Annotated in this window: 21 protein-coding genes and 1 tRNA gene; 20 read left to right on the top strand and 2 right to left on the bottom strand. The window is 73.1% G+C overall.

Features of this window, described 5'->3' with window-relative positions:
* The first annotated feature begins 29 nt into the window (after positions 1–29).
* From V7S47_RS06620 to V7S47_RS06575, 10 genes are all read left to right on the top strand, one after another.
* Entirely contained in the window at positions 30–434 is a 405-nt protein-coding gene (locus V7S47_RS06620; protein ID WP_336560824.1) for a phage holin family protein, read from the top strand.
* Positions 431–622 (top strand): DUF3618 domain-containing protein, encoded by a 192-nt coding sequence (locus V7S47_RS06615; RefSeq protein ID WP_336560823.1) that lies wholly within the window; start codon positions 431–433, stop codon positions 620–622. The genes V7S47_RS06620 and V7S47_RS06615 overlap by 4 nt, the downstream gene beginning before the upstream one ends.
* A gap of 33 nt (positions 623–655) precedes the next feature.
* The gene (locus V7S47_RS06610; RefSeq protein WP_090858504.1) at positions 656–922 is read left to right on the top strand and encodes a hypothetical protein; all 267 of its coding nucleotides are present in this window, start codon (positions 656–658) and stop codon (positions 920–922) included.
* Complete coding sequence (locus V7S47_RS06605; RefSeq protein WP_336561006.1) at positions 919–1,761, top strand: uracil-DNA glycosylase; 843 nt, start codon at positions 919–921, stop codon at positions 1,759–1,761. The genes V7S47_RS06610 and V7S47_RS06605 overlap by 4 nt, the downstream gene beginning before the upstream one ends.
* Entirely contained in the window at positions 1,758–2,276 is a 519-nt protein-coding gene (locus V7S47_RS06600) for a glycine cleavage system protein R (protein WP_336560822.1), read from the top strand. Before V7S47_RS06605 ends, V7S47_RS06600 begins: the two co-directional genes overlap by 4 nt.
* On the top strand, positions 2,273–2,827 hold the full coding sequence (locus V7S47_RS06595; RefSeq protein ID WP_336560821.1) for a peptide deformylase: 555 nt from the start codon (positions 2,273–2,275) through the stop codon (positions 2,825–2,827). Before V7S47_RS06600 ends, V7S47_RS06595 begins: the two co-directional genes overlap by 4 nt.
* Positions 2,828–2,839: 12 nt before the next feature.
* A tRNA-Leu gene (locus tag V7S47_RS06590) sits at positions 2,840–2,913 on the top strand.
* Between the two features lie 109 nt (positions 2,914–3,022).
* Entirely contained in the window at positions 3,023–3,787 is a 765-nt protein-coding gene (locus V7S47_RS06585) for an ABC transporter ATP-binding protein (protein WP_336560820.1), read from the top strand.
* Positions 3,784–5,673: an ABC transporter permease gene (locus V7S47_RS06580; protein ID WP_336560819.1), complete on the top strand. Its 1,890-nt coding sequence runs from the start codon at positions 3,784–3,786 to the stop codon at positions 5,671–5,673. Before V7S47_RS06585 ends, V7S47_RS06580 begins: the two co-directional genes overlap by 4 nt.
* Before the next feature lie 19 nt (positions 5,674–5,692).
* Positions 5,693–6,430 carry a hypothetical protein gene (locus tag V7S47_RS06575; protein ID WP_139175596.1) on the top strand — a complete coding sequence of 246 codons (738 nt, stop codon included), beginning with the start codon at positions 5,693–5,695 and terminating at the stop codon, positions 6,428–6,430.
* Here the strand turns inward: V7S47_RS06575 and V7S47_RS06570 are convergent.
* The gene (locus tag V7S47_RS06570) at positions 6,414–7,991 is read right to left on the bottom strand and encodes an Eco57I restriction-modification methylase domain-containing protein (protein ID WP_336560818.1); all 1,578 of its coding nucleotides are present in this window, start codon (positions 7,989–7,991) and stop codon (positions 6,414–6,416) included. The two genes, V7S47_RS06575 and V7S47_RS06570, sit on opposite strands and share 17 nt — an antisense overlap.
* A gap of 128 nt (positions 7,992–8,119) precedes the next feature.
* Between V7S47_RS06570 and V7S47_RS06565 the strand changes: the two genes are divergently transcribed.
* The 6 genes from V7S47_RS06565 to V7S47_RS06540 all read left to right on the top strand — a co-directional run bounded on the left by V7S47_RS06565 (position 8,120) and on the right by V7S47_RS06540 (position 15,377).
* Positions 8,120–9,676 (top strand): methyl-accepting chemotaxis protein, encoded by a 1,557-nt coding sequence (locus V7S47_RS06565; protein WP_336560817.1) that lies wholly within the window; start codon positions 8,120–8,122, stop codon positions 9,674–9,676.
* 119 nt (positions 9,677–9,795) lie between these two features.
* Positions 9,796–11,364 (top strand): methyl-accepting chemotaxis protein, encoded by a 1,569-nt coding sequence (locus tag V7S47_RS06560; RefSeq protein ID WP_336560816.1) that lies wholly within the window; start codon positions 9,796–9,798, stop codon positions 11,362–11,364.
* Positions 11,365–11,419: 55 nt separating this feature from the next.
* Positions 11,420–12,253, top strand: coding sequence for a Cof-type HAD-IIB family hydrolase (locus V7S47_RS06555; protein ID WP_336560815.1), 834 nt, complete (start codon positions 11,420–11,422; stop codon positions 12,251–12,253).
* A gap of 18 nt (positions 12,254–12,271) precedes the next feature.
* Positions 12,272–12,898: a class I SAM-dependent methyltransferase gene (locus tag V7S47_RS06550; protein ID WP_336560814.1), complete on the top strand. Its 627-nt coding sequence runs from the start codon at positions 12,272–12,274 to the stop codon at positions 12,896–12,898.
* A gap of 29 nt (positions 12,899–12,927) precedes the next feature.
* The gene (locus V7S47_RS06545) at positions 12,928–14,436 is read left to right on the top strand and encodes a glycoside hydrolase family 5 protein (RefSeq protein WP_336560813.1); all 1,509 of its coding nucleotides are present in this window, start codon (positions 12,928–12,930) and stop codon (positions 14,434–14,436) included.
* A 77-nt stretch (positions 14,437–14,513) separates the two neighbouring features.
* On the top strand, positions 14,514–15,377 hold the full coding sequence (locus V7S47_RS06540; protein ID WP_336560812.1) for a Bax inhibitor-1/YccA family protein: 864 nt from the start codon (positions 14,514–14,516) through the stop codon (positions 15,375–15,377).
* 57 nt (positions 15,378–15,434) lie between these two features.
* Here V7S47_RS06540 and V7S47_RS06535 read toward each other — a convergent pair whose 3' ends face one another.
* Entirely contained in the window at positions 15,435–16,457 is a 1,023-nt protein-coding gene (locus V7S47_RS06535) for an SGNH/GDSL hydrolase family protein (RefSeq protein ID WP_336560811.1), read from the bottom strand.
* Positions 16,458–16,561: 104 nt separating this feature from the next.
* Here V7S47_RS06535 and V7S47_RS06530 point away from each other — a divergent pair, with 104 nt between their 5' ends.
* The 4 genes from V7S47_RS06530 (at position 16,562) to V7S47_RS06515 (ending at position 20,730) form a co-directional block, all read left to right on the top strand.
* Positions 16,562–17,953 carry a cystathionine beta-synthase gene (locus V7S47_RS06530; RefSeq protein ID WP_336560810.1) on the top strand — a complete coding sequence of 464 codons (1,392 nt, stop codon included), beginning with the start codon at positions 16,562–16,564 and terminating at the stop codon, positions 17,951–17,953.
* A 206-nt stretch (positions 17,954–18,159) separates the two neighbouring features.
* Entirely contained in the window at positions 18,160–18,801 is a 642-nt protein-coding gene (locus V7S47_RS06525; RefSeq protein ID WP_090858362.1) for an ABC transporter permease, read from the top strand.
* A complete protein-coding gene (locus V7S47_RS06520) occupies positions 18,798–19,958 on the top strand; it encodes an ABC transporter ATP-binding protein (RefSeq protein WP_336560809.1) in 1,161 nt (386 codons plus the stop codon). Before V7S47_RS06525 ends, V7S47_RS06520 begins: the two co-directional genes overlap by 4 nt.
* Positions 19,948–20,730, top strand: a complete 783-nt coding sequence (locus V7S47_RS06515; protein WP_336560808.1) for an ABC transporter permease — start codon at positions 19,948–19,950, stop codon at positions 20,728–20,730. The genes V7S47_RS06520 and V7S47_RS06515 overlap by 11 nt, the downstream gene beginning before the upstream one ends.
* Position 20,731 lies beyond the last annotated feature (1 nt).

Below are 20,731 nucleotides of genomic sequence, written 5' to 3'. Positions count from 1 at the left end.
CGGGTTGGGCGGCTGGTCACCGGACGGTCATGACCGATACCACCAGCGTGACCACGGACGAGCCGATCGGCGCCGTCGTGCACCGGCTCTCGGAGCAGGTACCCGAGCTGGTCCGCAGCGAGGTGCGCCTCGCGCAGGCCGAGCTCACGCAGAAGGGCAAGGCCGCCGGTCTCGGGCTGGCCGGGTTCGGCGCGGCCGGCGTGCTGGCCCTCTACGGCCTCGGGGCGTTCCTCGCGGCCGGCATCGCCGCGCTCGCCCTGGTGCTCCCGGTCTGGGCCGCCGCGCTGATCGTGGGCGGGGCGGTCTTCCTGGTCGCCGGCGCGCTCGCGCTGTTCGGCAAGAAGGAGATCGCCCAGGCCACCCCCGCGACGCCCGAGCGGGCCGTCGCCGGGGTCAAGGAGGACGTCGCGACGCTGAAGGGGGCCCACCGATGAGCCAGACCCCGGCCGAGATCGAGGCCGACATCGTCCGCCAGCGCGAGCAGCTGGCCACCACCGTCGACCTGCTGCAGACCCGCGTGAAGGCGACCGCGATCCACCAGGCCAAGCTCGCCGGCGTCGTCGCCGGCGCTGCGGTGGTCGTCCTGCTCGGCGTCGTCGTCGTACGACGCATCCGCCGCTGAAACCCCGAACCCCACCACCCGAAGGAGCACCTCATGAGCAAGCTCTCCCTGCTGGCCGCGGCCGGCGTCGGCTACGTGCTCGGCGCCCGCGCCGGGCACGAGCGCTACGAACAGATCAAGGCGCAGGCCCAGAAGGTCGCGCGCAACCCGAAGGTTCAGGACGCCGCCCACCAGGTCCAGGACACCGCGGCGACCCAGGCAGCCGCGGCCGCCTCCGTGGTCAAGGACAAGGTCACTGACGTCGCCTCGACGGCTGCCGACAAGGTCAAGCGCGAGGCGTCGATCCAGCCCGCTCCCTGACGTTGCTCCCGCACCCCGCGACCGGGGAGCTCTTCGGATCGCCGGTGCCACCCGGTTCGGGATGGCCCGGCGATCCGGCGCGTCCGGACACGCCCGTGGCTCGTACGCCGGCGGCGGTCCGCCGGCTCGCCCGCGGTGCGGCGCTCGCCGAGCTGGACGCCCGGGTCAGCGTCTGCGCGGCCTGCCCGCGGCTGGTCGAGTGGCGCGAGGACGTCGCCGTGACGAAGCGGGCGTCGTACGCCGGAGAGCCCTACTGGGGCCGGCCGATCCCGGGCTGGGGCGACCCCGCCGCCCGGATTCTGGTGGTCGGCCTGGCCCCGGCCGCGAACGGCGCGAACCGCACCGGCCGGATCTTCACCGGCGACCGTTCCGGCGACTGGCTCTTCGCGAGCCTGCACCGGGTCGGACTGGCGACGCAGGCCACCAGCGTGCACGCCACCGACGGCCTGGAGCTGGTCGGGACCCGGATGGTCGCCACCGTCCGCTGCGCGCCGCCCGACAACAAGCCCACGACGCGGGAGCGCGAGACCTGCGCGCCGTGGATCGAGGCCGAGGTCGGCCTGCTCGCCGGCACGGTCCGGGTCGCGGTGGCGCTGGGCGCGATCGGCTGGGACGCGACCCTGCGCACCTTCCGCTCGCTCGGCTGGGAGGTGCCGCGGCCCAAGCCGCGCTTCGGGCACGGGGCGACGGCCGTCCTCGGGGGTCCGGAGCACGACGTGCTGCTGCTCGGCTGCTACCACCCCAGCCAGCAGAACACCTTCACCGGCCGGCTCACGGAGGCGATGCTGGACGACGTCCTGGGCCGGGCCGCGAGCGTCGCTGCGAGGATGGACCGGTGACCCTCCACGCCATCACCGTCCTCGGGCACGACCGGCCCGGCATCATCGCCGAGACGACCGAGGTCCTCGCCGCGCTCGGCCTCAACCTCGAGGACTCGACGATGACGCTGCTGCGCGGCCACTTCGCGATGACCCTGGTCTGTGCCGGCGACGCCGCTGCCGGTGAGGTCGAGGCCGCCCTCGCGCCCCTGACCGCCGCCGGCACCCTCACCGTCACGGTCCGCGAGGTGCCGCCCGAGCCGGCGCCCGCCGCGACCGGCACCTCCTGGGTGCTCACCGTCCACGGGGGCGACCGGCCCGGCATCGTCTCGGCGGTCGTCGGCGAGGTCGCCCACGTCGGCGGCAACATCACCGACCTGACCACCCGGCTGGCCGGCGATCTCTACCTCCTGGTCGCCGAGATCGACCTGCCCGCCGACACCGACGTCGAGGCCGTGGCCGCGGCGATCCGGGCCGCCGCCGACGCGCTCGGCGTCGGCGCCACCCTGCGCCCGGCGGAGGCCGACGAGCTGTGAGCGACGAGCTGGTCACCTCCTGGTCGGAGGCCCGGCTGGGCGTCGAGGGCCGGGTCCTCGACGTCGTCCGCGCCCCCGCGGCCGTGCTCGCCACCCTCGGCGAGGTGGTCGACCCGAGCGCCCGCTCGACCGTGCAGCTGGCCGCCGACCTGGTCGCCACGATGCGGGTCAGCCCCGGCTGCGTCGGGCTGGCCGCTCCGCAGGTCGGCGTCTCGGCCCGGGTCTTCTGCGTCGACGTCTCCGCGCACCCCAAGACCCGCGGCCACCACGGCACCTTCGTGCTCTGCAACGCCGAGGTCGTCGAGGCCAGCCGCAACGAGAAGGCCCGCGAGGGCTGCATGAGCGTGCCCGACCTCACCGGCGACGTGAAGCGGGCGACGCGGCTCGTCGTACGAGGGCAGCTGCCGGGTACGGCGGAGGAGGTCGTCCTCACCGCCGAGGCGTTCGAGGCCCGCGCCCTCCAGCACGAGATCGACCACTGCTCCGGTCTGCTCTTCCTCGACCGCGCCGCGGGCGCGCACGCCATCCACCCGCGCAAGACCTACTTGTAGGTTGCGGCGCACGCCCCCGTATCCCAATCGGCAGAGGAAGCCGCCTTAAAAGCGGCGTGGTGTGGGTTCGAGTCCCACCGGGGGCACCTGTACTCGCTCGGGGTCACACCAGGGGTCCTCCATCGAAAGGTGGAGCCCGAGACTTCCGTCCTGAGCGGCTCGTGGCGAGGGCCTGCGATTCCTAGCGTTGACGGCATGACGATCCAGCACTCAGCGCCCCGCCCGGCCGTCCGCACGGAGGCCGCCGTCCACCTCGAGGACCTGCACAAGTCGTACCCCGGTGGCGCCGCGCCGGTGCCCGCCGTGCGCGGCGTCTCGCTGACCCTCGCGACCGGCTCCTTCACGGCGGTGATGGGTCCGTCCGGGTCCGGCAAGTCCACACTGCTCGCCTGCGCGGCCGGGCTCGACGTCCCGAGCCGGGGCCGGGTCGTGGTCGGCGGGCAGGACATCAGCGCGTTCTCGCCGGACGCCCTGACCCGGTTCCGCCGCGAGCACGTCGGGTTCGTGTTCCAGGCCTACAACCTCATCGACCACCTCTCGGTCGTCGAGAACGTCACCCTTCCGTTGGTACTGGCCGGACGTCGGCCGGACCACGCGCACCTCGACCGGCTCCTCGCGAGCGTCGGGCTGGGCGGGATGGAGCAGCGGCGGCCGCAGGAGCTCTCCGGCGGGCAGGCCCAGCGGGTGGCGATCGCCCAAGCGCTCGTCACGAGCCCCGACGTCGTCCTCGCCGACGAGCCGACCGGGGCCCTCGACTCGGCGACCGCGGCCCAGGTGCTGCAGGTGCTGCGGACGACGGCGCGCGAGCTCGGCCAGACCGTGGTCCTGGTGACCCACGACCCGCAGGTCGCGGCGAGCGCCGACCGGGTGCTCTTCCTCGCCGACGGGCGGCTGGTCGGCCAGCTCGACGACCCCACCGTCGAGCAGGTCACCGCACGCATGATCGGGCTGGGCCGATGACCACCCCGATGACCACCCCGATGACCACCTGGTCGCTCGCCCGGCGCAGCGCCTGGGCGCACCGCGCCGGCTTCACCGGTACGGCGCTCGTGCTCGTGCTGGCGGGCCTCCTGCTCGCCGTCGCCGGAGTGCTGGGGGAGTCGGGCCTGCGCGACAGCGGGCTGCTCGTCGTCCTCGCCGGTTCGTACGCCGGCACCGTGCTCACCGTCGTCGTGCTGGTGGTGGCCGCGACCGTGTCGCTGGCCCTGCGGGGGCGGCGGCGCGAGCTGGCGCTGCTGCGGACCGTCGGCGCGACCCGGGGGCAGCTGCGCACCCAGGTCGGCACCGAGGTCGTCCTGGTCACGCTGACCGCCGTACCGCTGGGGGCGTCCGTGGGTCTGTTCCTCGCGCCGCTGCTGGCCCCGCTGCTCCGCGACGCCGGTCTGGTCGAGGCGGACGCGGCCCTGTCGCTCAGCCCGCTCCCGGTCCTGTCCGCCACCGTCCTGCTGCTGCCGGTGGCCTGGGTGGCCGCGCGGCTCTCGGTGCGCGAGACCCTGCGCGCGGCCCCGGGCCCGGCGGCCCGGGCGAGTGCCGTCGAGACCACCACCATCGGCGTCGTACGGCGGGGCGCGGCCGTCGCGCTCGCCCTGCTGGGCCTGGCCGCGGCGCTCAGCCCGCTGGTCGTCCCCGGCACGGTCGGCAGCGCCGGCGCCGCGACGTCCGCCTTCCTGCTGGTCGGCGCGGCCGCGCTCGCCGGACCGTCGCTCGTGGGGTGGGCCTTCGCCCACTCCGCCCGGGCCGAACGGTTCCTCGGCCCGGCCGGCCGCCTCGGGGTGGCCAACCTCCGCGGCTTCGCCCAGCGGCTGACCCTGGTCGTGGTCCCGCTGGCCCTCGCGCTCACCGCCGGCACCGCCCAGACCACGGTGGACCGGACCGTCGCCGCGGCCACCGAGACCCAGCTCCGCGACGGCCTGCACGCCGACGCCGTCGTCACCGCTCCGGGCGGGCTGACCCCGACCGACGTCGACGCGGTGACCGGCCTCGCCGGCGTGACGGCCGTGGCCGCCCTGGCCACCTCGCCGGCCCGGGTGCTCACCGACGCCGACCTCGACGGCGTGGTCGACGCGCTCGCCTGGGAGCAGACCGTCGTCCGGTCCGTCGCCGGCGACGCGGACCTGCTGGACCCCGACGTCAGCGCGGGGTCGCTCGCCGACCTGGCCGGCGCCGGCACGATCGCCGTCAGCAGCGATGCCACCTTCGAGACCGGGTTCGACCTCGGCGACAGCGTCCCCGTGCGCTGGCCGGACGGCTCGACCAGCAGCCCGGCCGTGGTCGCGGTCTACGAGCGCGGGCTCGGGTTCGGCGACTACCTCGTCGGCCCGCAGACCCTCGACGCGCACCGGACCGGCCGGTCCGCCGACGTCCTGCTGGTCGACGCCGACGCGGCCGGCCGGGCCGCGATCGCGGACCTCGGTCTCGAGGCGGCCACGCCCGCGTCGTACGCCGCGGACGCGTCGAGCGCCGACGCGGCCGAGCGTCGGCTCTCGACGGTGCTGCTCCTGGGCCTGCTCGGCTTCGTGCTCCTGGCGGCCGCCAACGCCCTGGTGATGACGACCGTACGGCGCCGCGGCGAGCTCCGCCTGCTCCGGCGTACCGGTGCGACCGACCGGCAGCTGACCCGGATGGTCCTGGTCGAGGCCCTGGTGACCGGCGCGCTGGCCTGGCTGGTCGGGACGCTCGCGGTGGTGCCGACCGTGCTCGGTGTCGGCCTGGGGATGCTCGGCCCCGCCGTACCGCCGGTGGACCTCGCGGCCTACGCGGTCCTCAGCCTCGCGGCCCTGCTGCTCCCCGTGCTCACCGCGGTGCCGGCCGCGGCCTACCTGGTGCGGCGCGAGCGGGCCGCCTGAGACTACGGTGGCCGCCACCATGACCGACGCGATGCTCCCCTTCAGCAGGCCGACCCTCGAGGACGTGCTGGCCGACATGAAGGCGAGGTACGACGCCGACCCGGTCGCCGCCGTCCGCAGCCAGGGCTTCATCAAGATGCTGCACAAGTACGTCGCCGACGGCCTGCGGGATCGGCTCACCGACGACGCCCGGCGACAGGGCATCCAGGTCAAGGAGGAGGTGCGGGTCTTCGGGTCGCACAAGCCGAAGGACGTGGACGTCGCGGTGGTGCACCCGGACAACGGGGTGCTGCTGAGCGTCGGGGTGCGCAGCCAGATGGCCTCGGTCGGCAACAACGTCCTGGAGTACTACCAGGGGATCATTGGCGAGTGCATCAGCCTGCAGGACCGGTTCCCGATGGCGGTCTACGGCTACGTCTACCTGCACCCGCTGATCAGCCGGAAGTGGGGCAAGGTCGCGGGGGAGCGCGTGGCGCGCGAGGAGCGTCCCGACCACGCGCGCTACGCCCGGATGTACGCCGCGGTCACCGGCCGCGACGGCAAGGGCTACAAGGACCTGCGCGGGATCTACGACCAGTTCGCCTACCTGGTCGTCGACTTCGACCAGGTCCCGCTGCCGGGCATCCGCGACGACGTCGTCCAGCAGGGGGTGCCGCTGGAGAAGGCCGACCTGCGGATCGAGACCTTCGTCGACCGGCTCGTCGACACCTTCGTCGACCGCAACATCTGGCTCGACGTTTTCAGGCCGAAGGACTGACCGGCCGGGCCGTCCGCCACGCCTCCAGAGCGGCGATGCCGTCCTGGACCAGCCGGACCCCCTCGGTCCCGACCCGGGCGGCCAGGGCCTGGTCGCCCGCGCGGTAGGCCCCGTCGAGGTCGCCGCGCCCCAGCGCCTCTGCGACGAGCGGCAGCACCGTCTCCGGCACCGTGCCGGGCACGGGGACCCGGACGTTGCCGGCCTCGGTCGGCACCAGCACGAACACCCCGCCGCCGAGGGAGTGGACCTCCAGCTCGGCGTGCAGCAGCGTGAGCGAGGTGTACCACCCCGCGGCGAACGCGTCGGCGGCCACGCCGGGGCGGAGGTAGCCGCAGAGCAGGCTGTTGGTCGCGACGTGACCGCCGTCGTTGATCATCAGGATCGGCCGCTGCGAGAACACCGAGAGGACCAGGTCGGGGACCTTCACCCCGGGGACGGCGTACCACGGGGAGCGGACCCGGCACTTGTAGCGACGGTGGACGCCGAGCCGGCGGCCGCGGCGCTCGTAGCGCTCCTCCGCCGGGCTCAGTCGCTCACCCGGGAGCCAGAGCCGGCTCTGGGCGTCGGCGGGGAGCTCCGAGGTCCACAGCCCGCCGCCCCGCAGCCGGCGCGCGTTGGTGAGCGCCGGGCGCAGGCTCTCCTCGGGCAGGCCGGCGCGGGCCGGCGGATGGAAGAAGTCCTTGTCGCCGGAGACGTAGCCGATGTTGAAGGTCGCGAGCTCGCGGGCGGCGACGGTCAGCGGCCGGGTCTGCTCCAGGACGTCGAGCACGCCGGCGGGCAGCAGCGCCTCCTGGAAGGCACGCTCCCCGCGGACCACGCGCTCGACCGAGATCGTGGTCGACACCTCGGGACGGTCCGCGACCAGGTCGGCGACCGTGCGGTGGGCCTCGAAGGAGACCCGGTCGGTGCGGCCGCCCTTGTGGTCGGCCAGCAGCAGCAGGACGTCCTGGCCGATGTCGGGGAAGAGTCGCTCGCGCACCCGGACCACGCGCAGCGAGCCGAACGTCTCGCCGAGGTGACGCCACAGCGGCCGGGCGTAGCGGACGTAGGTGAAGTCCCAGGGCAGGACCAGCGCGAGCCGGCCGCCGGGGCGCAGGAAGCGGGACGCCCGAGTGACGAAGGGCATCCACACGCTACCGCTGGACGCCATCGGCTCACCCAGGTCGTCGCGGCTGGCGGCCACCGCGCTGCGGGCCTGGTCGTCGGGCAGCGCCCGGAGCCGGACGTACGGCGGGTTGCCGACCACCGCGTCGACCGGCCGGACGGCGGTGGTGAGGAAGTCACCGACCGCGAGCTCGTCGGCCCGCACCAGACCGTGGTGGGCGTGACCGGCGGCGGTGCGCGGGTTGAGCTCGGCCGCCACGAACCCCGGCCGGGCCCACCCTCGGGCGGCCGCGACCTCCTGGGCGGCCGCGACGAAGGACCCGTCGCCGAGGCTGGGCTCGAGCAGCACCTCGCCGTCGTGGCGCATCGCCCACGACGCCAGCACGTGGGCGGCGTCGGTCGGCGTGTAGTAGGCGCCGAACGCCTTGCGCTCACCGAGGAGCATCGCCTCGCTCACTCCCACCTCCTGCACGTCGAGATTCCATCACGGGTCACCGTGCCAGCCGCCGCCGACATCTCAGGTTCGCGGGCGACTGGTCGAACCACTAAGCGACAGATGTCGGACAACGTGGAAAGAGCTTCGTGATGAGGAACATCCGCTGGACCGTGGGTCGCCGGATCGCGGCCATCACCGTGATCGGCCTGCTGACCACCGTCGTGGTGGCCGCCGTGGCGATCGCGTCGGCCCTGGCCGCCGCCGACGACGCCCACCGGGCTCGCTCCGACTCCGACGTCCAGGGCATCTACCAGGCCGTCGAGGTCAGCGCGGGCGTCGTCCAGGCCGCCGGCCTGCGCGGCTCGGTGGAGCCGGACACCGAGGAGCTCGTCGCTGCGGTCGAGACCGAGAACGCGACGGTCGCGGGCTACTTCGCGATGATCGCGGACCTCCCGCACGTGACGCAGGCCGACGTCGAGGGCACGCAGGCGTCGGAGGCCGCGTACGACGAGTTCAGCGCCACCGTGCTGCAGATCCTCGCCGCCGACGGCGACGGACGCGCCGACGCGGCCGCGGTGACCGCGGCGTACGCGGAGCTGTTCGAGACGCTGCACGCCACCGTGCTGGACCGCAACGTGGCCAGCGCCGACGCCGCCGCGGAGCTGATCGACACCACGTCGAGCATGCGGACGACGATCCTCCTCGTCGCGGTTCTCGGGCTCGCGGTGCTGGCCGTGCTCGCGACCCTCATCTCCCGCAGCCTGGTCCGTCCGCTGTCGGCGATCGTCGGGGCGCTGCAGCAGTTCGCCGGCGGCGACCTGACCCACCGCCTGGAGGAGAGGTCCTCGGGCGACGTCGGTGACCTGGAGGTCGCGTTCAACCGGTCCATCGAGTCCGTGAACGGCATCGTCGGCACGGTCTCCGCCAGCGCGGTCGCGGTGGCGGCGGCCTCGGAGGAGCTGTCGGCCTCGAGTCAGCAGATCGCTGCGGGTGCGGAGGAGACGAGCGTGCAGGCCGGCGTGGTGTCCGGTGCCGCGGACGAGGTGTCGCGCAACGTCGGGACGGTCGCGGCGGGTGCGGAGGAGATGGGGGCCTCGATCCGCGAGATCGCCCACTCGGCCAACGAGGCCGCTCGCGTCGCTTCCCAGGCGGTGTCGATGGTCGACACGACGAACGAGACGGTGGCCAAGCTCGGGACGTCGAGCCAGGAGATCGGCAACGTGGTCAAGGTGATCACCTCGATCGCCGAGCAGACCAACCTCCTCGCCCTCAACGCCACCATCGAGGCCGCCCGGGCCGGCGAGGCCGGCAAGGGCTTCGCGGTCGTGGCGAACGAGGTGAAGGAGCTGGCCCAGGAGACCGCTCGGGCGACCGAGGACATCTCCCGTCGGGTCGAGGCCATCCAGGCCGACACCTCCGGCGCCGTGGTGGCCATCGGCGAGATCGCCGAGATCATCACCAGCATCAACGACTACCAGAACACCATCGCCGCGGCGGTCGAGGAGCAGACCGCGACGACCAACGAGATGTCCCGCAACGTCGCCGAGGCCTCCACCGGCTCCGGTGAGATCGCGACCAACATCTCCGGTGTCGCGACCGCGGCCGAAGGCACGACGCAGGCCGTCAACCAGACCCTGACCGCGATCTCCGAGCTGGCCACGATGGCGGCCGACCTCAACACCGAGGTCGGGAGGTTCTCCGTCTGAGCCGGGGACCGTCGACATCTGGGTGTCGGCGGTCACTCAGCATCCCGACGTGCAGGCCGATGGTGACGGCGGACGCTCCAACCGCGGGGCGCCGTCGATGCATCCGGGGGGACGCACGCATGAAGAACATCCGTTGGACCGTCGGACGTCGGATCGCCGCGATCACGGCGATCGGACTGATCGTGACCACGCTGGTCGCCGTCGTCGCCTGGACCTCGGCGTTCGCGGTCGAGGATGACGCGGACACGACCAAGGCACACACCGACGCGCGCTCGCTCTACCAGTCGCTCGACACCCGCTCGAGCGAGCTGAAGGTCTCCGCCCTGAAGTCCCTGGTCGCGGACGACCCGGCCGCGCTGGAGGCGGACGTCGCCGATGACACCGCGACCGTCGCCGAGCTCATCGCCGGTCTGAAGGGCCTGGATCTCGACGCCGACGACCAGCAGCTGGTCGGCGAGGTCGAGGACGCGTTCGCCGACTACACCGCCTCCATCGCCGCCTTCGTCCAGGCCGCGGCCGAGGACCAGGCCGGCCAGCGCGCCCGCGCCGACGAGATCCAGACCGCCAACGACGCGATGGACGTCGTGCTCAGCGGTGCTGTCGAGGACATCGGCGCCGACGCCGACAGCACCTCCCAGAACCTGATGGACACCGCCTCGGGCATGCGGATGACCGTCCTGGTCGTCGCGGTCCTCGGTCTCCTGCTGCTGACCGGTCTCGCGACCGCTATCAGCCGCAGCCTGGTCCGTCCGCTGCGAGCGGCGATCGATGCCCTGGAGGTCTTCGCCCAGGGCGACCTGACCCAGCGGCTGCCGGAGACGGCGTCGGGGTGCACCGGTGACCTCCAGAAGGCGTTCAACCGCTCGGCCGAGAACGTCAGCGGCATCGTGGGCACCGTCTCGTCGAGCGCGGTCGCGGTGGCGGCGGCCTCGGAGGAGCTGTCGGCCTCGAGCCAGCAGATCGCGGCCGGTGCCGAGGAGACCTCGGTCCAGGCCGGCGTGGTGTCCGGCGCCGCCGACGAGGTCTCGCGCAACGTCGGGACGGTCGCGGCGGGTGCGGAGGAGATGGGGGCCTCGATCCGCGAGATCGCCCACTCGGCCAACGAGGCCGCCCGGGTCGCGGCCGAGGCCGTCACCACCGTGGAGGTCACCAACGAGACCGTCGCGAAGCTCGGGACGTCGAGCCAGGAGATCGGCAACGTGGTCAAGGTGATCACCTCGATCGCCGAGCAGACCAACCTGTTGGCCCTCAACGCCACCATCGAGGCCGCCCGGGCCGGCGAGGCCGGCAAGGGCTTCGCGGTCGTGGCGAACGAGGTGAAGGAGCTGGCGCAGGAGACCGCTCGGGCGACCGAGGACATCTCGCGTCGGGTGGAGGCCATCCAGGCCGACACGTCCGGCGCCGTGGTGGCCATCGGTGAGATCGCCGAGATCATCACCAGCATCAACGACTACCAGAACACCATCGCCGCGGCGGTCGAGGAGCAGACCGCGACCACCAACGAGATGTCCCGCAACGTCGCCGAGGCCTCCACCGGCTCCGGTGAGATCGCGACCAACATCTCCGGTGTCGCGGCTGCGGCGGAGAGCACGACCCAGGCCGTCAACCAGACCCTGACCGCGATCGCCGAGCTGGCCACGATGGCGGCCGACCTCAACACCGAGGTGAGCAAGTTCACCGTGCGCTGAGCGCGCGCGAGCCCGGGCGCCGTCGTACGCGGCGGCGCCCGGGAGAATCCTTCCCATGACCACCGACACGAGCGACCTGCGCCTCGTCGTGGTCGACATGGACGGCACCCTGCTCGACGAGCGCGGCGAGGTGCCCGACGCCCTCTGGCCGCTGCTCGACCGGCTGCGCGAGCGCGAGATCGTCTTCGCCCCCGCCAGCGGCCGCCAGTACGCCACCCTCGTGCGCACCTTCCAGCGCGCCGGGCGCGACCTGACCTACATCGCCGAGAACGGCTCCTACGTCGTCCGCGACGGTGCCGAGGTCGACTCCGTGGTCCTCGAGCGCGACTTCGTCCTGGACGCGATCGCCCTGCTGCGCGAGCTGGCCCGCGACGGCCACGACCTGGGCGTGGTGCTCTGTGGCAAGCGGTCGGCGTACGTCGAGCGCTCGGACGAGGCCTTCCTCGCCCACGTCCGGCCCTACTACGCCGCGCTGGAGACCGTCGACGACGTGCTCGCGGTCGACGACGACGTCGTCAAGATCGCCGTGTTCGCCTTCGCCGGCGCCGAGCGGGTCGCCACCGCGCTGGCCCGCTTCCGCGCGGACCATCAGGTGGTCGTCTCCGGCGAGCACTGGACCGACCTGATGGCGGCGCACGCCAACAAGGGCGTCGCGGTCGAGCGGCTCCAGCGGGAGCTCGGTGTGACTCGCGCCCAGACGGCCGCCTTCGGCGACTACCTCAACGACCTCGAGATGCTCGACGCGGCCGACCTCTCCTTCGCGATGGCCAACGCGCACCCGGACGTGCTGGCCCGCGCGCGCTACGTCGCGCCGTCGCACCGCGAGCAGGGCGTCATCACCACCCTGACCGCCCTGCTGGACGACACGCTTGCCTTCAGGTCGACCTGAAGCGGCAGGCTTGCTCCCATGACTGAGGAGCAGATGTTCACGCAGGAGTTCTGGGACGAGCGGTACGCCGGGTCCGACCGGATCTGGTCCGGCAACCCCAACCGCCGCCTGGTCGAGCACGTCGACGGGTTGAGGCCCGGCACCGCCCTGGACGTCGGCTGCGGCGAGGGCGCCGACGCCGTCTGGCTGGCCCGCCACGGCTGGCAGGTCGTCGGGGTCGACGTCTCCCAGGTAGCCCTCGACCGGGCCGCCGAGCACGCGGAGCAGAACGGCGTGGGTCGCCAGTGCCGCTGGCAGCAGGTCGACCTGATGGCCGGCGGGCCCCTGCCGGAGGCGGACCTGGTCTCGGTGCACTTCCTGCATCTGCCCGACCCCCAGTTCGAGCGGGCGTACGCCGCCGCCGCGGCCGCCGTACGGCCCGGCGGGACGCTGCTGGTCGGCGCGCACCACCCCGCCGACATCGGGACCGGGCTGCGCAACGATCGGCTGGCGCACCTGCTCTTCGCTCCCGAGAAGGTCACGGCACTGCTCGATCCCGCCGACTGGGACCTGCAGGTCGCCGACGCCCCGACCCGCGATGAGACCCGCGACGGCGTGACCGCCACGGTCACCGACACCGTCGTCCGGGCGGTACGACGGGCGTAGCCGCGCCGGGGGTCCGCCGTTGGGCCCCCGTGACGAGAACACGTTCCAGCCTGCTCGCCCTCCTCGCCCTGGCTGTGCTGGTCGCCGGAGTCCTCCTCGGGCCGCCGGCGTCCGCCGCCGACGAGCGGCCACCCCAGCTGCGCCGCGAGGGCCGCTGGCTGGTCGACCCGCAGGGCCGGGTGGTGATCGTGCACGGGCTGAACCTGGTCTGGAAGCACGCGCCGTACGCCGCGCCCGCGACGCGCGAGGGGTTCACCCGCCGCGACGCCCGCTGGCTGGCCCGGCACGGCTTCAACGCCGCGCGGGTCGGAACGCTGTGGGCGGGTCTGACCCCGGACGCCCCCGGGCGCGCGGACCCGGCGTACCTCCGCCGGACCCAGCGGGTCCTCGACCTGCTCGCGAAACGCCGGATCTGGATCCAGCTCGACCTGCACCAGGACCAGTGGCACGAGACCTACGGCGGGGAGGGCGCCCCCGACTGGGCGATGATCCGACCCCAGCCGTACGCCGCGCTGCCGCCGGTCACCGCCCCGTTCCCGACCGGCTACTGGACGCCCGAGGTCTCCACCGTCTTCGACCGGTTCTGGGCCAACGAGGACGGCCTGCTCGACGGCTGGGCCGCGGCCTGGCGGGTGGCCGCGCGGCAGTGGCGCCGGCAGCCCTACCTGATGGGCTACGACCTGCTCAACGAGCCGTGGATGGGCCAGGAGTGGCCGACCTGCCTGGTCGGGGGCTGCCCCTCGTCGTACGAGCGGGAGCTGCAGCCGGCGATGGAGCGCGGGCTGGCGGCGATCCGGCGCGTGGACCGGCGCAACATCGTCTGGTGGGAGCCCCAGCAGTTCGCTGGCGGCCAGCCGCTGGACACCTTCTACACCCGGCCCGCCCGCCGCGAGCGCAACCTCGGCTTCTCGTGGCACAGCTACTGCCCCGACGTCTTCCTGGAGAGTCAGGGCATCCCCGGCGGCGACGTCGAGAACTGCGCGGAGTTCGCCGCCGGTCGTCAGGAGCACGCGCTCGACCAGTCCCGCCGGATGGGCGCGGTGCCGATGATGAGCGAGTGGGGCGCCACCGACAACGCCAGGGCGATCGAGATCGACGCCGCAGCCGCCGACGCCGCGCTGATGGGCTGGACGCACTGGGCCTACAAGCAGTGGCGCGACCCCACGACCGCCGACGACGCCCAGGGGCTGTTCCGCGACGACCGCGACCTGCGCAGCGTGAAGCGGGACAAGGTGCGGCAGCTGGTGCGCACCTACGCCCAGCGCACGGCCGGCACCCCGCTGGCGATGCGGTTCGACAGCCGCACCGGCGCCTTCCGGTTCCGCTACCGCCCGGACCGCAGGATCGCCGCCCCGACCCAGGTGTTCGTGAGCCCCCTGCACTACCCGCACGGGTACGACGTCCGCGTGTCCGGCGGCCGGGTCGTGAAGCGCGACGGCCGGCTGCTGTCGATCCGCGCGACCGGCCGGAAGGTGGTGCGGATCCGGATCGTCGACAGATCCGAAAACAGGGAACGCACAGCCGGGGGAATGCGTTGAACCCGATGAGGTCACTAGGCTGATCTTGTTCGGCGACCCGTCAGAGCGACGGGCACCAGGCCTCCAAGGAGGAGACCATGCAGTCCAACAACCCGGTGTTCCGCCGGTCGGAGGAGTTCAACCGCTCCGGCGCGAACGCCTACGGCAACCAGTACGCCGGTGGGGCCAGCTACCAGGGCTACGGCTCCGACCCGTCCACGTGGGGGACCGGCGAGCCCGGCGCCCCCGTCGAGACCCACGCGCGCTCCGGCGCGACGATGACGATCGACTCGGTCGTCCAGAAGACCGCCGTGACGCTCGGTGTCGTCCTCGTCGCGGCCTTCGCGACCTGGGTCCTCACCCCGCCGCTCGACTCGCAGGAGAACCTCGGCACGCTCTACGGCGCGCTGGTCGTCGGCAGCCTCGGCGCTCTCGTCCTGTCGCTCGTCAACTCGTTCAAGCGCAAGGTCAGCCCCGCGCTGGTCCTCGCGTTCGCGGCCCTCGAGGGTGTCGCGATGGGCGCGTTCAGCAAGGTCATCGACAACGCCATCGCCCCCGGCAACCACATCGTGGTCCAGGCGGTCATCGGCACCTTCGCGGCCTTCGCGGGCACGCTTGCGGCCTACAAGTTCTTCAACATCAAGGTCGGCGACAAGTTCCGCACGTTCGTCGTCGCGGCGATGTTCGGCATGGTCGCGCTCGGCCTGATGGAGCTCGTGCTCAGCATCTTCAACGCCCAGCTGGGCCTCTACGGCTTCGGCGGCCTCGGCCTGCTGATGGCCATCGGTGGTCTGGTGCTCGGCATCTTCATGCTGATCCTCGACTTCGACTTCGTCGAGCAGGGCGTCGCCAACCGGCTGCCCGAGGTCGAGTCGTGGCGGGCGGCCTTCGGCCTGACCGTGACGCTCGTCTGGATCTACACCAACCTGCTCCGGATCCTCGCGATCCTCCAGCAGGACTGACGCAGCACCGCTTCACGAGGGGCCCCGGGCGATCCGCCCGGGGCCCCTTCTGCGTCCCTACCCCTCGGCCGGCTCCTCGTCGGTCTCCTCCGGCGCCTCGCCCTCCGACGGGGGCTGTCGGCGCCGGTGGCGCAGCTCGACCCAGAGACCGCGGACGCCGAGCCGGTTGCCACCGACCTCGGTGCCGTCGAGCTCGGTGCCGGGGGTGTTGACGGCGCGGACGGCGGCGGCGCTGATCGGCATGATCGCCTCGCCGCGCAGGCTCTCCAGGTGCTCCTCGTCGTCCGGGATGACGCCGAGGGCGGCGAGCGCGGACGGCAGCAGGATCCCCGCCGCGGCCTGGTAGCCCTGCGCGGACGGGTGGAACTGGTCGGCCCCGAACATGATCGCGGGGGCGGCCGCGAACTCCGGGCCGAGGATCGAGCCGAGGGAGACGGTCCGCCCGCCCTCCTCGATCACGCCGATGGTCTGGCCGGCGGCGAGCCGGCGCGACCAGGCGCGGGCGACCTGCTTCAGCGGCGGGGCGATGGGCTTGATGGTGCCGAGGTCGGGACAGGTGCCGACCACGACCTCGACGCCGGTCGCGCGCAGGCGACGGACCGCCTCCTGCAGGTAGCGCACCGACGCCGAGGGGGAGACGGTGTGGGTCACGTCGTTGCCGCCGATGAGGACGACCGCGAGGTCCGGCTCGAGGGGGCGGGCGCGGTCGACCTGGTCGGCCAGGTCGGAGGACTTGGCGCCGACGACCGCGAAGTCGCGCAGGTAGACCCGGCGGTCGGCGTGCTCGGCGATGCCACTGGCCAGCCGGGCGCCGGGGGTGTCCTCGACCCGGGCCACGCCGTACCCGGCGGCGCTGGAGTCGCCCAGCACCACGAGCTTGATGGCGGGGCCCGGCCGGCCGCGGCCGTACCAGCCGGTCGGGTCGGGCACCGAGCTCTTGTCGATGGTGCCGATCGTCTTGCGGGCCAGCTTCGCCTCGGCCGTCAGGACGCCGTACAGGGCTCCTCCGAGCACGGAGAGGCCGCCTCCGCCGTACGCCGCAGCGGAGGCGAGCTTGCGTGCTGCACCCGCTTTGCCCACCCGGGGAGTCTAGTGAGCCCTCCTCACGGGCCTGGGGCAGGGCCGCCGGATCCGCGTCCGCTCGCGACGCCGCGGATCCGGCGCCCCTGCCTTATGTTGAGGTCGTGCAGTACGCGAACTCCCTCCTGGACCTGATCGGCAACACCCCCTTGCTGCGACTCTCGACGTCGCTCGACGACCTGGCGGGGGTGGAGGGGCCGCTCGTGCTGGCCAAGATCGAGTACCTTAACCCCGGCGGGTCCGTGAAGGACCGGATCGCCACCCGGATGATCGACGCGGCCGAGGCCTCCGGGGCCCTCCAGCCCGGCGGCACCATCGTCGAGCCGACCTCCGGCAACACCGGCGTCGGGCTGGCCATGGTCGCCCAGGCGCGCGGCTACAAGACGATCTTCGTGTGCCCCGACAAGGTCAGCGAGGACAAGCGCAACGTCCTCAAGGCCTACGGCGCCGAGGTCGTCGTCTGCCCGACCGCCGTCGAGCCCGAGCACCCGGACTCCTACTACAACGTCAGCGACCGGCTGGCCGCGCAGCCCGGCGCCTGGAAGCCCGACCAGTACTCCAACCCGAACAACCCGCGCTCGCACTACGAGACCACCGGCCCGGAGATCTGGGCGCAGACCGAGGGACGGATCACCCACTTCGTCACCGGCATGGGCACCGGCGGCACGATCAGCGGCGTCGGGCGCTACCTGAAGGAGCAGAACCCCGAGATCCAGGTCGTCGGCGCCGACCCCTCGGGCTCGGTCTACTCCGGCGGCACCGGCCGGCCCTACCTGGTCGAGGGCGTGGGCGAGGACTTCTGGCCCGAGACCTACGACCGCGGCGTGGCCGACCGGGTCATCGAGATCTCCGACGCCGACTCGTTCGCCTTCACCCGCCGGCTGGCCCGCGAGGAGGCGCTGCTCGTCGGCGGCTCGTCCGGCATGGCGGCGTACGCCGCGAAGCAGCTGGCCACCGAGCTCGCCGCCGAGGGCCGCACGGACGCCGTGATCGTCGTCCTCCTCCCGGACTCGGGGCGCGGCTACCTCGGCAAGATCTTCAACGACACGTGGCTGGCCCAGTACGGCTTCCCCAGCGGCCACGCGCCGGCCACCCGCACCGTCGGCCAGGTGCTGCGCGGCAAGGACGGTCGGCTCCCCGACCTCGTGCACACGCACCCGGGCGAGACCATCGCCGAGGCCGTCGCCATCCTCCAGGAGTACGCCGTCTCGCAGATGCCCGTCGTCCGCGCCGAGCCGCCCGTGGTGGCCGCCGAGGTCGTCGGATCGGTCTCCGACCGCGCCCTCCTCGACGCGCTCTACGCCGGGCACGCCAAGCTGACCGACCGGGTCTCCGACCACATGTCGCCGCCGCTGCCGACGATCGGCTCGGGGGAGGACGCCTCCGCCGCGGTCAGCCTGCTGGAGACCGCCGACGCCGTGCTGGTGCACGAGGACGGCGCCCCCGTCGGCGTGCTGACCCGCCAGGACCTGCTGGGATTCCTCGCCGGCGCCTGACGCCCGGCTGTGCAGTCGGACCCGGTGGTTGAGGTGCGAAGGACGAAGTCCTGAGCCTCCAAGCCCGGTGGGTCGAGGGCCGGCGTGGATCGAGGCCGATGTCGGCAGGACGGGTTTCGAGACGGGACTCCGTCCCTCCTCGACCACCGGAGGAGAGAGGGGCACACACGTTTGGGTGAGGCGGTGATCGGGCACCGCGGCGCTTCATGTGGCAATTCGTCGACGACCGGTCTGACCAGATCGTCTACAACACCCTCCAGCACGCCAACCTCGTGGTGCAGGCGGTGCTGTTCGCGGCGCTGGTCGGGGTGGCCCTGGCCGTCGTCGTGGTCTGGGTGCCGCGGCTCGAGACGCTCGCCAACGCGGTCTCGGCGATCGGGCTGACCATCCCCGCGTTCGCGCTCGTGGGCCTGCTGCTGCCGCTGCTCGGCATCGGTGCCTTCACGGCCTTCTGGGCGGTGGCCTTCTACGCCGTCTTCCCGGTGCTGCGCAACGCGGTCGTCGGGCTGCGGGGGGTCGACCCGACGCTCCTGGAGTCCGCGCGGGGGATGGGCATGGGCCCGGTCGCCGTCCTGCTCCGGGTGCGGCTCCCGCTGGCCTGGCCGGTGATCCACGCCGGCCTGCGCGTCTCGATGCAGATGTCGATGGGCGTCGCCGCGATCGCGGCGTACGTGAACGGTCCGGGCCTGGGCGGCTACATCTTCACCGGCATCACCCAGATCGGCGGGGCCAACGCGGTCAACTACGCCGTCGTCGGCACCGTCGGTGTCGTCGTGGTCGCGCTCCTCGCCGACCTCCTCCTGCTGCTGCTCGGGCGGCTCACCGTCTCGAAGGGAATCCGCGCATGACCACCGACCAGCCCGAGGTGAGCGGCGCCGAGATCGCGCTCGAGAACGTCACCAAGCGCTACCCCGGCCAGAAGACCGCGGCCGTCGACGGCCTCACCCTGACCATCCCCGCCGGCGAGATCGTGATGTTCGTCGGCCCGTCGGGCTGCGGCAAGACCACCAGCCTGAAGATGATCAACCGGCTCATCGAGCCGTCCTCCGGCACGATCCGGATCGGCGGGCAGGACGTGCGCCAGCAGGGCGAGAACGAGCTGCGCCGGCAGGTCGGCTACGTCATCCAGGGCGGCAGCCTCTTCCCGCACATGACCGTGGCCAAGAACATCGCCCTGGTGCCGAAGCTGCTCGGGTGGGACGCCGACCGGATCGAGCAGCGGGTCGTCGACCTGCTCGACCTGGTCGGTCTCGACCCGGCCAAGTACCGCGGCCGCTACCCGCGCGAGCTGTCCGGCGGGCAGCAGCAGCGGGTGGGCGTGGCCCGCGGCCTGGCGGCCGACCCGCCGGTGATCCTGATGGACGAGCCCTTCGGTGCGGTCGACCCGATCACCCGCCAGCGGCTCCAGGACGAGCTGCTCAGCATCCAGCGCGAGCTGCGCAAGACCATCGTGTGCGTCACCCACGACATCGACGAGGCGATCAAGCTCGGCGACCGGATCCTGATCCTCCGGGAGGGGGCCGAGGTCGCGCAGTACGACACCCCCGAGAACGTCCTGGCCGCGCCGGCCGACGACTTCGTCAGCGACTTCGTCGGCTCCGGCTCGACGCTCAAGCAGCTGTCCCTGGCCCGGGTGTCCTCGATCGAGCTGGCCCCCCGCCCCACCGCCCGGGTCGGCGAGTCGACCGGCGAGGTCGTGGCCCGCGCCGAGGCGGAGGGCCACGACGCGGTCGTCGTGCTCGACGACCGCGGCCGGCCGCTGGGCTGGCCCTGGCTGCGCCAGCTGCGCGGGCACGACCGGGTTCCGTCGTACGACGCCGAGAAGCTCAACACGCTCGACTCGCGCGCGACCCTGAACGACGCGCTCGACACCATGCTGACCTCCAGCCACGGGGCCGCGGTGGTGACCGGGGACCGCGACCAGTACCTCGGCGTGATCAGCTTCGAGGCGGTCACCGACCACATGCGCCAGCTGGAGCGGGAGGCCGCCGCCCATGGTGAGTGACATCGCGACCGACCCTCCCGCCCGGACCTCGCGACTGCGGTCGATGCCGCGCGGCACCGTGACCATGCTCGTGGTGCCGCCGGTCATCGTCGCCTCCGTCTTCCTCGTCTACGTCGTGTGGCGCCAGACGGCCACGCTGGACTCGATCGAGGAGTCACAGCTGGCCTGGCCCACCGTGTGGAAGCTGCTCGGCGAGCACGTCCGCCTCACCGTGGTCTCCGCGCTGGCCGTCGTCGCGATCGCGGTGCCGGCCGGCGTCCTCCTGACCCGGGGACGCGCCCGGATCGCGGCGCCCCTCGTGGTCGCGGTGGCCAACACCGGGCAGGCGGCGCCGTCGATCGGCCTGATCGCGCTGCTCGCGATGTGGCGGGGCTACGGGTTCTGGACCGGCGTCATCGCCCTCACGCTCTACGGCCTGCTGCCGGTGCTGCGCAACACGATCACCGGCCTGCAGGGGGTCGACCCGACGCTGAAGGAGGCGGGTCGCGGCCTGGGCATGTCGGCGACCGGGGTGCTGCTCCGGGTCGAGCTGCCGCTCGCCGGGCCGGTGATCATGGCCGGGGTCCGCACCTCCCTGGTGCTCGTCGTCGGCACGGCCGCCCTGGCGACCTTCATCGACGCCGGCGGGCTCGGGGCGATCATCACCACCGGCATCTCGCTGCTGAAGGTCTCGCTCATGGTGTGGGGCGCGGTCCTGATCGCGCTGCTCGCGCTGCTCGTCGAGTGGCTGGGCCGGCTCCTGGAGCTGTTCACCCGGCCGAAGGGGGTCTGAC

It is taken from the genome of Nocardioides sp. CCNWLW216, assembly GCF_037120545.1.
GTDB classification, from domain to species: domain Bacteria; phylum Actinomycetota; class Actinomycetes; order Propionibacteriales; family Nocardioidaceae; genus Nocardioides; species Nocardioides lianchengensis.
Note: the sequence above shows the minus strand (reverse complement) of the source record. Positions and strands in the feature narration are given on the sequence as shown.